Source organism: Myxococcus sp. AM011, assembly GCF_013372595.1.
In the GTDB taxonomy this organism is placed as follows: Bacteria; Myxococcota; Myxococcia; order Myxococcales; family Myxococcaceae; genus Myxococcus; species Myxococcus eversor.
This window is the reverse complement of record NZ_JABXEM010000300.1, coordinates 1-12,982: the sequence shown is the minus strand read 5'-3', so window position 1 is coordinate 12,982 and position 12,982 is coordinate 1. Positions and strand designations below refer to the sequence as shown.

At 67.7% G+C, this 12,982-nt stretch carries 11 protein-coding genes; 4 read left to right on the top strand and 7 right to left on the bottom strand.

Annotated elements, in window-relative coordinates:
* Nucleotides 1-173: 173 nt before the first annotated feature.
* The gene (locus HUW62_RS40170; protein ID WP_176437432.1) at nucleotides 174-731 is read right to left on the bottom strand and encodes a tenascin-X; all 558 of its coding nucleotides are present in this window, start codon (nucleotides 729-731) and stop codon (nucleotides 174-176) included.
* A 303-nt stretch (nucleotides 732-1,034) separates the two neighbouring features.
* Here HUW62_RS40170 and HUW62_RS40165 point away from each other — a divergent pair, with 303 nt between their 5' ends.
* Complete coding sequence (locus tag HUW62_RS40165) at nucleotides 1,035-2,393, top strand: KamA family radical SAM protein (protein ID WP_163865980.1); 1,359 nt, start codon at nucleotides 1,035-1,037, stop codon at nucleotides 2,391-2,393.
* Here HUW62_RS40165 and HUW62_RS40160 read toward each other — a convergent pair.
* The 4 genes from HUW62_RS40160 to HUW62_RS40145 form a co-directional block, all read right to left on the bottom strand.
* On the bottom strand, nucleotides 2,377-3,261 hold the full coding sequence (locus HUW62_RS40160) for a DMT family transporter (protein WP_176437431.1): 885 nt from the start codon (nucleotides 3,259-3,261) through the stop codon (nucleotides 2,377-2,379). The two genes, HUW62_RS40165 and HUW62_RS40160, sit on opposite strands and share 17 nt — an antisense overlap.
* A gap of 113 nt (nucleotides 3,262-3,374) precedes the next feature.
* Nucleotides 3,375-4,145 (bottom strand): aldo/keto reductase, encoded by a 771-nt coding sequence (locus HUW62_RS40155; protein WP_163865978.1) that lies wholly within the window; start codon nucleotides 4,143-4,145, stop codon nucleotides 3,375-3,377.
* Complete coding sequence (locus HUW62_RS40150) at nucleotides 4,142-4,768, bottom strand: AraC family transcriptional regulator (RefSeq protein ID WP_176437430.1); 627 nt, start codon at nucleotides 4,766-4,768, stop codon at nucleotides 4,142-4,144. The genes HUW62_RS40155 and HUW62_RS40150 overlap by 4 nt, the downstream gene beginning before the upstream one ends.
* Entirely contained in the window at nucleotides 4,758-5,927 is a 1,170-nt protein-coding gene (locus tag HUW62_RS40145) for an FAD-binding oxidoreductase (RefSeq protein ID WP_255203919.1), read from the bottom strand. Before HUW62_RS40145 ends, HUW62_RS40150 begins: the two co-directional genes overlap by 11 nt.
* 259 nt (nucleotides 5,928-6,186) lie before the next feature.
* Here HUW62_RS40145 and HUW62_RS40140 point away from each other — a divergent pair, with 259 nt between their 5' ends.
* The gene (locus tag HUW62_RS40140) at nucleotides 6,187-7,770 is read left to right on the top strand and encodes a hypothetical protein (RefSeq protein ID WP_163865975.1); all 1,584 of its coding nucleotides are present in this window, start codon (nucleotides 6,187-6,189) and stop codon (nucleotides 7,768-7,770) included.
* A 102-nt stretch (nucleotides 7,771-7,872) separates the two neighbouring features.
* Here HUW62_RS40140 and HUW62_RS40135 read toward each other — a convergent pair whose 3' ends face one another.
* On the bottom strand, nucleotides 7,873-10,047 hold the full coding sequence (locus tag HUW62_RS40135) for a M4 family metallopeptidase (RefSeq protein WP_163865974.1): 2,175 nt from the start codon (nucleotides 10,045-10,047) through the stop codon (nucleotides 7,873-7,875).
* A 107-nt stretch (nucleotides 10,048-10,154) separates the two neighbouring features.
* Complete coding sequence (locus tag HUW62_RS40130) at nucleotides 10,155-11,657, bottom strand: hypothetical protein (protein WP_176437428.1); 1,503 nt, start codon at nucleotides 11,655-11,657, stop codon at nucleotides 10,155-10,157.
* Between the two features lie 142 nt (nucleotides 11,658-11,799).
* Between HUW62_RS40130 and HUW62_RS40125 the strand changes: the two genes are divergently transcribed.
* The gene (locus tag HUW62_RS40125; protein ID WP_176437427.1) at nucleotides 11,800-12,387 is read left to right on the top strand and encodes a GAF domain-containing protein; all 588 of its coding nucleotides are present in this window, start codon (nucleotides 11,800-11,802) and stop codon (nucleotides 12,385-12,387) included.
* Nucleotides 12,388-12,558: 171 nt separating this feature from the next.
* Nucleotides 12,559-12,783, top strand: a complete 225-nt coding sequence (locus HUW62_RS40120) for a hypothetical protein (protein ID WP_163865971.1) — start codon at nucleotides 12,559-12,561, stop codon at nucleotides 12,781-12,783.
* The last annotated feature ends 199 nt before the right edge of the window (nucleotides 12,784-12,982 follow it).

The following is a 12,982-nucleotide window of genomic DNA, read 5'->3' as shown; positions in this document are numbered from 1 at the left end:
GGGGTCAGCGGGGAGGCGTGACGGCGAGGAGCGTTCATGGAGGCTCACGGGCTGCGGACGGGAGCCTCACACTCTAGAGGCCGCCACGACGTCGCCGTCCCAAGAAAATCCGCCCCACCGTGCCCGGACGCACTCGGGGCACGGCGGGTTGTCACTCAGGGGAGGTCAGCCCTTCAGCCCTGGGGCTCCTGCGGGCACGACGGGCACATGGGCGGGCAGTCCTGTGGGCACCACGTCGGCTCGCCCGCGGAGCAGATGAAGTCACCGCACGGGGGCGTGTTGGGGCAGTCGATGGGGCAGGACCACGCATGCTCACCGATGTCGCAGACGCTGTTCCCGCAGGAAGGGCTGCCGCAGTCGCCAGGACACGACACGCTGGTCTCCCCGTTGTTGCAGAGGCCATCGCCACAGTAGGGCGTCGGAGTGCAGTCGGCGGGACACGACCACTGATTCTCCCCGTTGTTGCAGAGGCCGTCACCACAGAAGGGCGCCGAGGCGCAGTCCTCGGGACAGGTGGAGCTGCTCTCCCCGTGAGCGGTGTCACAGAAGTTGTCGCCGCAGATGTAGGCGCAGACCTCGCACGACGGCCAGGTGCCCCCGCACGGGCACTGCTCCAGCCCGGCCTCCACCTGTCCCGGCTCCGCCACGCGGGAGTCGGGCGATGACGCGCCACACGCGGAGAAGAGTCCCAGCGCCAGGCTACCCACGACGACCAACAGACGAGACTTCATGGACGGCTCCTTGGAAAAGGGGGGGTCCACAATAACAAACACAGACGATGGGTGACTGCGCGGGGCGTCATGGACGCGCGCATTTCCCGAGGCAGCCCATGTCTGGCACCCGGACACTCCGCAAGGGTCTCCTCTCACCCGGCAGCGCCCGTGACGTTTCTTCGCTCTGGCGGGGTGACAGGTCCACGTGCCGTGTGTTACCCCGAAAGACCACCTATTTGGTGGTCAAACGGCACGTCTGGTTACCGACAGCCCCACTCCCTCCAGGGCCATGTCCGCGGAGCCATCGCGGAGGGCCCTGCCATGCCCGAAGCGAGGAACCGCGTGAGCGCTACATCCAACGCGGTGCGGCCCCTGTCCCTGGGACAGCGGTACCGTGCCTATACCCACAGGAACCTGGACGAGCTGACGGCGAGGGCACGCCTGTCGCCGGACGAAAGGCTCGCGGTGCGGGCGGTGGCCCAGGTGCTCCCCTTCCGCGTCAACACGTACGTGGTGGACGAGCTCATCGACTGGTCCGCGGCGCCTGACGACCCCATCTACCGGCTCGTGTTTCCCCAGGCGGACATGCTGCCCGCCGCCGACGTGGCGCGCATCGTCGACCTGATGCGTTCGGGAGCTTCCAGCCTGGAGCTGGCGGGCGTGGTGCGGGACATCCGCGCGAGCCTCAACCCGCATCCCGCCGGACAGATGCAACTCAACGTGCCCAAGCTGGCCAACGAGGAGCCGCTGCCGGGGCTCCAGCACAAGTATCAGGAGACGGTGCTCTTCTTCCCCAAGCAGGGGCAGACGTGTCACGCCTACTGCACGTATTGCTTCCGCTGGGCGCAGTTCGTGGGGGACGCGGATTTGAAGTTCGCCTCGCGTGATATCGCCCCCATGGTCGACTACGTCCGCGAGCACCCGGAGGTCACCAACGTGTTGTTCACCGGTGGCGACCCCATGGTGATGAGCGAGGCGGTGCTGGCGCGCTACATCGAGCCGCTCCTGGAGATTGAACACCTGGAGGCCATCCGCATCGGAACCAAGGCGCTGGCATACTGGCCCCAGCGCTTCGTCACGGACCCGGACGCGGACGACACGTTGCGCCTGTTCGAAAAGGTGGTCGCCTCCGGCAAGAGCCTGGCCTTCATGGCCCACTTCTCCCATCCCAACGAGATGGTGCCGGATATCGTCCAGGAGGCGGTGCGTCGCATCCGCTCCACGGGCGCAATCATTCGCACCCAGGCGCCATTGATTCGGACCATCAACGACGACGCGGCCACGTGGGAGCGCATGTGGCGCACGCACCTGCGCCACGGCATGGTGCCGTACTACATGTTCGTCGAGCGGGACACGGGGCCGCAGGACTACTTCGCCGTGCCGCTCGCCTCCGCCTACGACATCTTCCGCACCGCGTACCGGAACGTGTCCGGCCTGGCGCGGACGGTGCGGGGCCCGTCGATGTCCGCCACGCCCGGCAAGGTGTGCGTGGATGGCGTGACGGAAATCGCGGGCGAGAAGGTCTTCATGCTGCACTTCATCCAGGCCCGGGAGCCGGAGTGGGTGGGCAAGCCCTTCTTCGCGAAGTACGACGAGAAGGCGACGTGGCTGTTCGACTTGAAGCCCGCCCTGGGCGCCACGCACTTCCCCTGGGAAATGCCCGTCAACCTCCCAGGATGAGGATGGCCATTCCGAGGATGAGCACGGCAATCATCCCGGACTTCAGCAGGACGTTGGCCTCGCGGAAGAAGAGGGCTGACAGGACGAAGCCCACGATGAGGCTCGTCCTGCGCAGCACCGACAGGTGCGTCACCATCGCCTGCGGCTCGGTGATGGCGACGAAGTAGATGAGCTCGGCCGCCACCCACGAGCAGCCCACCAGCGGAATGCCCCAGCTCCAGGTGAGGCCCAGGCCCAGTCCGCCTCTGCGCAGCATGTACGGCACGAAGACGAGCGCCGACAGGATGCAGCGCTGGAACGCGGAGCTGGCCTGCAACTCCAGCACGGGCAGGCCCAGCCGCGAGACGAGGAACTTGTCATACACGGTGGTCGCCGCCGACAGCGCTGTGGCGGACAGCATCCACCAGACGGAGCTGTTCTTCGACAGCACCAGCCCCTCCTTCCGGCCGACGATGGAGAGCACGTAGTACGAGCAGACCGTGAGCATCAGCCCGAGGAACTGCACGGGTGTCAGCAGCTCGCGAAACATCAGGAAGCCGCCCGCCAGCGTCCACAGCGGACCGGAGGCACGCACCGCTCCGGCGATGGAGATGGGCAGCTCGCGGACCGCGTAGTACGCGAGAATCCACGACGCCGTCATCGCCACGCCCTTGGGCAACAGCCACGCCTGCTCTTGCCATGTCAGGCCGAAGGGCTCGACGCGGATGGGCAGCGCGCCTGGAATCAGCACCGGCACCCAGCACAGCGCGCCGAAGAGGGAGGACCACATCACGACGGGGATGACGCTGTTGCCCGTCATCGCCTTCTTCGTCCAGACATCATAGAGGCCGAGCATCACGCCCGCGCCCAGGCCATACGCAATCCACATGGTTGAGGTCTTCGAGGCAAAGAGGTGCCCGCCCGGGGCCACGACTTCGCGGGCCCCGAGTCGGGAGCACGGCGAAGCCATGACGAGGCCCCACCGGCGAGAGAGTCTTCCCGTCAGCCTTCGAGCGAGCGGAAGGCGTCCAGCGTCTGCCGCAAATGCTCCGGAGACTTCGTGCCCGTCAGCACGTAGCCGGAGAAGCGCTGCTGGAGGATGTGTGTCAATGACTCGCGCATGGACAGCCGCGCGTCCCTCCCCTCCTCCTGGAGCAACTGCCCCATGGCGAAGGGCCGGTTGACCAGGACCTGCAACCCGTGTCGCGCCGCCAGCTCGAAGGCCGGCTCAAGCGTCCGGTGGAGCAGGTTGTACGGGAACTGGAGGAAGGAATAGACGCCCGCGGCGCAGGCCGCCTCGGCGCCAGCCCAATCACTCACACTGGCCCCCATGCGGGAGATGCCGAGCGTCCCCGCGTATTCGAGCACGCGCAGCACGTCGGGCGAGCCCACGTTGGCGGCCGTCGCCTTGTGCACCTGGAGCAGGTCGATGTGCCCGAGCAGGCGCACGCTCTCGTCCAGGCTCCGGCGGAGCGCGTCGGGCGAGTGGTCCGTGAAGGACGTCCGCCGCTCCGCGTCCCAGTGCTCGCCCAGCTTGGTGGCCACGAAGACGGAGCTCCGCGCGGAGCCGAGCCCCGACAGGAACGCGCCGAAGCGCTGCTCGCTGGAGCCATACGCGGGCGCGGTATCGAAGCACCGGACGCCCAGTTCCAAGGCGGTGTCGAGCAGCCGTCGACCCTCGGCCTCCGACGGAGGCGGCTCCGAGCGGTACCCCCACGCGCGCCCGAGCGAGAGCAGTCCGAGCCCCAGCTCCACGGGCTTCGCGCCACTCATGACTTCACCTTGGGGTGATAGAATGCCTGCGGCTTCACGTCCTCGGCGCGGAAGCCGCCGTTGCCCAGGATGACCTGTCCCACGCCCAGCGCGAGGCCGCGAGCCGTGCCCGAGCCCTTCAGCACCGCCGCGCGCAGGTCCGGGTCCGGGTCGCTGAAGGCCGCGCCCGCCGCGAGCTGACAACTGTCCACGGTGATGGCCCCGAGCACCTGCGTCCCCGAGCCGAGCACGCTCTCTCCGAACACGGACGCCCCGCCCAGATACCGGCCCCCGTCGCCCACGGCGATGCGCGCACCGGCGCGGTTGGCCTTCGCGGTGAAACCGCCCTCTCCGAACTGGTTGCCATCACCGACGACGATGCTGCCCGTCTCCGCGGCCAGCAGCGTACCGGTGTGGAGGATGTTGCGACTGCCCAGGCGGAACTCCGCCGTGGCCGCGCAGGTGAGCGTGACACACGGGTGGATGACATTGCCCTCGCCGATGCGCAGGTGCCGCGAGATGAGCACGGAGAAAGGGTCATAGATGACGTTGCCGGAGTCCCCGAGCGCGAGGACCTCCTCCACGGTGAGCAGACCCGCCGAGCGCCGGGGCGCATCCAGGGCCGCGAGCAGGTCAAGCCGCATGGGTGGCCTCCCGCACGAGGGAAGCGAGGCTCGCGTGCAGCACGTCACACGGCCGCTGCGCGATGAGCCCATCCTCCAGTCGCTCGTAGAGCCGCGCCGTCAGCACGTCCGTGAGGAACGGCGCCTCCGTCATCTTCCCCGGCAGGATGCAGATGTGGCCGGGCACCGGCTCGTGGATGGCGATGTTGAGCGAGCGCGCGGAGCCCGCGTCCGGCGCGAAGTCGACCTTGGTGCAGGCCACGTCGCTGTGAGGCCCCGCGTTGCGCCAGCCCGGCACCAGCCGCTCCAGCGCGCGGTGGAGGTTGTCCGCCCGCTCGGGCACGACGTTGTAGTCGGGATTGGCGCACAGGAGCGCATCCTCGTTGAGCCCCACGACGCTGTAGTCACCGTGGTGCATCATCGCCGCCTCGTGCGGGTCCACGTAGAACAGCCCGTGCCCGCCCAGGCGCGGCACCACCACCAGGTGGCTCTTCCAGTAGCGGATGGGCAGCTCCAGCCCGAAGAACTGGCGGAACAAGTCCCGCGCCCCGAAGCCCGTCGAATAGACGAACAGCCTCGACTCGATGTGGAGCGACTCCCCGTCGGCGGTGATGACGGTGGCCTCCGAGCCACTGACGCGCTCCAGCCGCGAGCCCGTGAGGACCTCCGCGCCTCCCTGCTGCGCGGACGTGTACAGCTTGCGATACAGCATCCGCGTGTTGATGCTGACGTCCGCCACTTCGAACACGGCGGGCGCGCGAGACAGGTCCGCCGACGGGAAGCGCGCCTTCGCCTGCGCCTGCGTCAGGGGACGGTGGATGACGCCCGCCTCCTCCCAGCGAGAGACGAGCTCCTGGAGCCGGTCCGCGTCCCGCACCAGCACGAGCGGCGGCCGGTCCGCGTCCTCCACGGCCTCCGGCGCGAAGGCGCGAATCTGCTCGTGCCCGTAGATGCACCGCCGCGCCACCTGGATGGCGGCCTGCCGGTCCTTCACGGAACCGGCGTGATAGCTGCCCCGGTGCAGCCAGCCCTCGTTCCGGGTGGACGGGCCACTGGCCAACGTCGGCTGCTTCTCCAACAACAACAACCGCAGGCCGAGCCGCGCCAGCTTGTGGCTCGCCATCAACCCCGTCACGCCTCCGCCCACCAGCACCACGTCATATCGACGGATGTTCCGCATCACGTAGCTCTCCCCATGTCCTGTCACCCCGCCACGAGCCCGCGGTGACAGAGAATTTTCACAATCGTGACTTTCACGATTAACTTGATTTACTACTATTGACGCTTTGCGTCTGGCTTAGGAAGGACGCGCCGGGTGTGGAGCCTGGGGGGCGTGAAGCACCATCCCGGGTGGGCTCGCGAGGAAGTCCCCGAGCGAAGGGCACCGAAGCAAACTCGCGAGGGGCGTTCTCCTGGAAAATCATCAGGAGGCTGCAACCGTGCGACGGATGTTCAGGCTGCTGTGCTGTGTGGGAGTGCTGGCGGCGTGTGGAGGCCCTGAGACGGACGAGGAACTCGAGCAGGAGAGCGACCCGGGCACGAGGCTGGCCAGCGTGAAGCTGGCGGACGGGCAGGCGGTGACGTTCTACGAGGTGCCCGACTACGGCATCGTCACGGTGGTGAAGGGCCCGCGAGGCACGCCGATGCCGGACGCGTCCGCCTTCGACGGCATGCCCATCCCGGACATCTACCGCAAGCTGTCAGGAGGGCAGGAGCCGCCCGCCGCGCTGGTGGAGGCCGCCCGCCGCGTGCCGTCCGCCCTGGCGCAGACGTCCGTGCGCGAGGCGAGGGCGCCCGAGGGCATCGCGCAGATGTCGCCGCCCTCGGGGAACAACGTGAGCCAGCAGGCGCTGCCGGACACCGCGTGGTGGTCCGCCAACTTCTGCCAGGGCCTCAACACCGAGTACGACGAAATCTGGTGCCCCCTGAACGTCTACAGCTGGGCGCACACCGGCTGGGGGCCCGTGCAGAAGTACTACCAGGCCTGTGCGACGACGGGCGAGGCGACGGGCTCGCTGTGGCTGGACAAGTGGGCGAGCGGCGCGTGGCAGCGCCTGCAGACGGCCAACCTGCCCAAGTGGTGGTGGACGTGCGTGTGGGGCGTGGGCGCGGCGCAGTACCGCTCCGGCCTGGACGCCACGGCGAACGCGCTCTTCGTGGCGCGCTACCGCTACGCCATCCCCAACATCATCGCCAGCGCGCCGGACTTCCCGGCTGACCGCAGCTACTCGAACTTCTCCGACAACCTCCAGGGCATCACCCACAACTCCACGCACTGGTTCCAGACGCGCAACGCCACCAACTTCTGGAAGGACGAGGCCACGGACGGGCTCATCGCGAAGCAGCCGATGACGGCCCTCAACGAGAACCCGCCCGAGCGCTACACGATGCCGTCCCCCTGGTACAACGCGGGCTTCCGGCACTACGGCGACCTGGTGCACGTCAATGGCTACCTCTACATCGCCATGGATGGACCGAGCCAGGGCGGCGCCGTGGGCGTCTTCAACACGAACATGCAGTACATCGGCTTCGCGTCGCTGCCGAACTGGTCCGGCGGCGTGGCGTTCCTCGCGCACAACCCGCGGGACGGCCTGTTCTACGCGGCGACGAACGCCTTCGGGGCGACCTCGCTGCGCGGCTATTCCATTGCCCTGTCGGGCACCACCGTCACCGTCACCCACAAGCGCACGCTGACGCTGTCGAGCAGCATTCCGGTGGGTGCGTGGATTCAGGGCGGCAAGATTTCCGCGCGCGGCAACCTGTACATCAGCGTGGGCGGCGGCGGACAGACGTCCGGCATCTACATGGTCGACGTGGTGAACGGCTTCGTGCAGACGTATTACTACGTGCCCTACGGCTCCGCGGACGAGTTCGAGGGCCTGGACCTGTGGGACTTGGACGCGGACCAGCGCATCGGCGCCAAGGGACAAATCCACATGCAGAAGATCAACATCGACCTGCCGGGCTTCGCCGACGACTACTGGCTGTCGCACTACCGCGTCGACGACCCGAGCAAGCTGTAGCGGTTTGAAACGGACCGGCGCGGCGGCGCCCCCACGTCGCCGCCGCGGCGTCAGTCCCCCGGGCGCGAAGTCAAGGTCGCGCCCGGGCCCTGAACGTCTGGACTACTTCACGCCGACGGCGGTCCAGCTCTCCTTCACCTTCGCCACCTCGGTGGAGTCCGCGCCGTAGAGGTCCGTGGCCGCCTGGACGGTGGCGGTGCGGGCCTGGGCGAACGTGGTGCTCGGCGTCATGTAGTGGGCCAGGGCGCGGTAGTAGATCTTCAGGCCCTTGTCCATGCCGATGCCGTCCTTCACCTCGAGCTTGGACGTGCGGTTCGTGCCGCCGTTGGCCAGCAGGTAGAAGGCGTTGTTGGCGATACCGCTGGAGCCGTGGACTTCCGTCTGCTTCGGGTAGTCCTTGTAGTTGTCGATGGAGTACCCGTCCTTCGTGGGGTCGTCCATGTAGCGCAGGCCGTCCGTGGGGTCGCCGTTCGTCGGCGTCCAGGCCGTCTCGCCCACCGTCCAGTTGAACTTCACCGCGGAGTTCTTCGTGGACGCGTACCACTCGACGCCCGCGCCCATGATGTCGCTGATGGCCTCGTTCAGACCACCGGACTCGCCGCGGTAGACCAGGCCGGCGGTGCGCTCGGTGAGGCCGTGGGCGATTTCATGGCCCGCGATGTCCAGCGCGGTGAGCGGACCGGAGTCCACGCCGTCGCCGTCGCCGTAGGACATCTTCTCGCCGTCCCAGTACGCGTTGACGTAGTTCTCGCTCACGTGCACGTAGTTGACGAGCTTCTCGCCCTTGCCGTCGATGGAGTCGCGGCCGAGCACGTCCTTGAGGAAGTCGTACGTCATCGCCGCGCCGTAGTGCGCGTCCACGGCGGCCTGGTTGCGCTTCGGGTCCGTCGCCTCGCCCCAGACGTTGTTGCCGTCCTTGAAGGGCGTGGTGCCGCTCGCCTCTTCCTTGTTCATCGCGTCGTACGTGGAGATGCCCTTGCCGCGCGTGTTGTCCTCCAGGGTGAACGTCCCATCCGCGTTCTGCTTCGTCTTCAGGTCCACCTTGCCGCTGTAGAGCGAGGTGTCATCCGCGGTGCCACCCGGAACCGGCGGCTTCGGGGGCTCGGTGGGAGGCTGGGTGGCCTTGGGCGAAATCGCCAGGCCCCAGCTGTTGAGCTTGCCGGTGTCGCCCTTGGCGTTGTCCTTCACCGTCAGCGTCCACTCGCCCTTGGCCTTCTCGCCGGCGAAGGCGCTCAGGTCGAAGTCGCCCTTCACGTTGTCCGTGCTGCCGCCGGTGCGGTTGTGCACCACCGCGCTCTTGCCGGAGGGGCTCGTCAACGTGACGGACAGGTCGCCCTTGTACGTGTGGCTGATGTTCAGCGACAGCTTGAGCTTGTCGACGGTGACGTCGTCGGCGACCTTCACCTTGGAGGTGACGGTGGCGTTGTCCTTGATGGCCGCGTTCGGCGTGGAGGAGACCTTCACGTCCGCGGGCGCGGCGGCGGCGGGCTTGCTGCCCTTGGCGGCGGCGGTGTCACCCGTGCCGTGCGTGGCGCAGGGGCAGTTCTTGAAGCCGTCGATGGTGTTGAACTTCTCGTAGATCTTCCCGCTGTTCGCGTCGACCAGGTAGTTCATCCGGCGCGGGTTCTCGGTGCCGTTCACATTGGCGACCTCGACGCGGTACGCGGAGCGGTACACGCCGGTCGGGTCCTTGTAGATGACCCGCTCGGAGTTCGGCTGGCGGTCCGGCTTGCCCGCGAAGTCCTTGAGCGCGATGTCCAGCACCTGCGCGTGGGACAGCTGGGGCTTCTGCGTGCCCAGGCCGGCGGGAATCGTGGACTGGTCACCGGTGACGCTGCTGACCTTGCCGTCCTTGCCGAGGTGGGACACCACCTGCTCGGCGTAGACCTTCACGCCCTCGTGCTGCCGGTCCAGGCGCACGTGCGTCATCCCCAGCTCGTCGCGCTCCACGTTCTTCGGGACGAAGGCCGGGAACTGGATGCCACCCCGGAGGCCCTGCGTCGCGGGCTTGCTGGCGGCGGGCGTGAGGTGCTCCAGCGAGGTCTGGATGGCGGTCTGCGCCTCCTTGCTCTCCAGCGACAGGCGGCCCGTGGGCGCCGGCAGCGGCTTCAGCGTCTGCTCGGCGCGCGCCAGGTCGGTGGTCTTCGCCGCGGGACCGAAGCCGTCCTTGATGACGTTCGGAGCCTTCGCAGCCTTCGCAGCGTTCTTCGGCTGAGCCTCAGTGGAAATGGTGGGGAGGACCGTCGGCTTCGAACCATCAGTGCGGCGAATGCTCATGGGTCTCAGGACTCCATACGAGGTGGCTGAAGAGTTATCGCCACAATGTATCAGGAAGTTACCTGTTGATTTCCACCCCACCCCCTGGGGCCATGTGTCTGAATATTTCAGTCCGCGAGCCAGCGCGCCGAGGAGACCTTGTCTCCGAATCCCCAGGAATTGAGATTCACTTCTCTGAGTGAACCGTCGCCGACGAGGTCCTGAGTCTTGCCGCTGTAGTTCGAGTCGGCGTGGAGCCGCACACGGTGTCCGGGTGGGAGGCACCAGCGCACCGCGGAGACCTTGTCGTTGAGCCCGTCGATGTCCTGGAAGCGGGCCCAGTTCTTCGCGCCCCGGTCCGCGAAATCGAAGATGAACCCCCGGTCGCTGAAGTCGGAGTCGTCGTAGAAATCGACGAAGGCGCTCGCGAGGTGGGTGCCGCAGCCGTCGTTCGCCCAGATGTTCCTGAATTCCACCATCTTCACGGAACCCGAGGGGCCATCGTCGGCGTGCTCGGTGGCGTAGAGGATGAGCTTGCGGTCCGCGCCCACGAAGACGCCGCCGGCCGCGTCGAGGTTGCACTGCCGCGCGCCGTCGTTGCTGCAGTACAGGTGTTTCGCCGCGACGTGCTCCAGGCGCAGGTGGCCGTCCAGGCTCACGCGGTAGAGGTGGGCATGGTCGTCACTGACGGGGCCCCAGCGCAGTCCGCCGAGCAGCGTGCCCACCAGGTAGAGCTGACCGTCCCGACAGTCGGTGACGAAGTTGAGGCTCTGGAAGGGGCCCCAGGTGTCGGAGGCCAGCTCCTCGCGGGTCCATTGGTCCACGCGCGTCCACCCGTTCGTCGGCGAGCGGAGGTCCGTGGAGGTGGAGAGGAAGACCTCGAGCACCTTCGCGTCGTACTGGCCGAGCAGCAGCAGGTAGCGCCTGTCGGACAGGCGCGTGAGGGACGCGGTGCCCGCGTTCGCGGAGGCGCCGTCGATGAAGGCGAAGGGCGCGGGTGCCAGGCCCTGGTTGAAGTCATACAGCGCGACGCGGCCGGGGCCGGAGCCCTGCTCCATGGGCAGCGCGACGATGTTGCCAACGGCTTGCATGCCGCCGCCGTGGGCGTAGCCGTCGACGAGGGGGAGCGCCGTCACCGCGCGGTCGTCGATGGGTGGGGCGGTGTCCTCGGGCTGGGAGATGGAGGGGGACAGCCGATTGGAGCGCAGGCGCAGCCCGTCACCATTGCGCGAGGGCAGGTGCACCACGTGGCCCACGTTGCCGTTCGTGTTGCCGTCCCGCTTGGACACCACGAGGTAGCGCCCGGAGCCGAGTGACAGGCGTTGAATCCCCTGCCAGTGATTGTCCCCGGGATGGGCGACGTTGAAGTTGAACGGGCCGGGACGGAATCCGAGCACCTCGCCGTGGTCCCTGAGCTCATTGAAGCGCGCGGGGACGTCGGGGACGCAGAGGTTGCAGTCCGGGCTTCCCCAGACACAGGAGGTGTCTCCCTGGAGGGGGACGAGCGCCGCGGACGCGGTGGTGACGGTGGGCTCGGCGGGCGTGGGCGCGGGGCCGCAGGCGGTGAGTGACAGGGTTCCGGCCAATGCGCGGACCCACGTCAGGGAAGAGGTGCGGGGATGAAGGGGCATGGTTTCCTTGGAAGCAACGGAGTGTGTGGACATGGTGAGTCCAGGAGCATGGCTTGACCCGAGGGTGCGGTGCCATGCAACGCTTCTGATTCGCGCTTCCCCCGGCGCGACGGGCCTGTCCCCGCATCTGGAGTTCCCCCTCATGGCCTCGCAGGCGTACGACGCCCTCATGGATGTTTCGCGGTTGTTGTTGGACAAGGGCTTCGAGCCCGGGAATGTCGCGGAGGCGCTCGGGCAGGTGGGCGCCGCGCTCGATGTCGACCGTGTCTATGTTTTCGAGAACAGCAAGGATGTCGGCGGAAAGCTGCTGTGCAGCCAGCGCTACGAGTGGACCGCGGCCAGTGCCTCCGCGCAGCTCGACAACCCCGTGTTGCAGAACGTGTCGTATGAGGAGGCGCTTCCTTCGTGGGTGCAGCCGCTGTCCTCGGGGCAGGTGGTGAAGGGGCGTCCGCGCGAATTCACGTCACCCGTGAGGGAGGTGCTGGAGAGCCAGGACATCCGCTCGCTGCTGGTGTGTCCCATCACGGTGGGTGGCGAGTGGTGGGGGTTCGTGGGCTTCGACGATTGTCGGACGGAGCGCGCGTGGCCCGAGGCGGAGAGTTCGGTGCTTCAAGCGCTGTCCAATGCGCTCGCCGGCTCGCTGCGACATGCGCGACTGCGCAGCGCGCTCACGGGGGTGCAAGCGCAGTTGCGCGCCATCATCGACCGCTGCGCGAGCACGACGTCCTGATTCACGGCGTGGCGCCCGCTGGCGCATGCGTCTATCGTCGCTGCCCTCGAAAGGGGTTGCACCATGCGGCGGTTGCTGATGATGGCAGTGACGGTGGGTGGTGTGGGCATACTCGCGGGTGCGGCACTCCTCCCTCCCCGTGCCGAAGCAGACGGAAAGACCGATAAGCCGATGCCTGCCGGCGGACACCCGGCGCAGGAAGAGGCCCCATGCGAGCAGGCCACGAACCCGCCGCAGTTCGAAATCAACGGCGCCTGTTGGTTCAAGGTGAAGCGCATCAAGGGGCGGTGCCCCGGCGACTCCGTGGTCTACAAGGGCACGTGCTACGAGCCCGTCAACGAGAGCTGGCGGCAGACCCAGTACCCAGCCGCGACAGCCCCCGACGCCGGCAAGTAGGTGCAGCGCGAGCTCTCGAAGCTGAAGGACGGTCAGGAACGCGAGGAGCTGAAGATGCGGCGGAGGCCATCAAGCTGCCCTTCGGTCGCGTCCACCCCGGCGACCGCCGGAAGGAGGACAAGCGGCAGGACACCACCGGGATGCTGAAGGATATCAGCTCGGACATCGAGTGGGACACGCTGGTGGCTCCCGCCCCGGC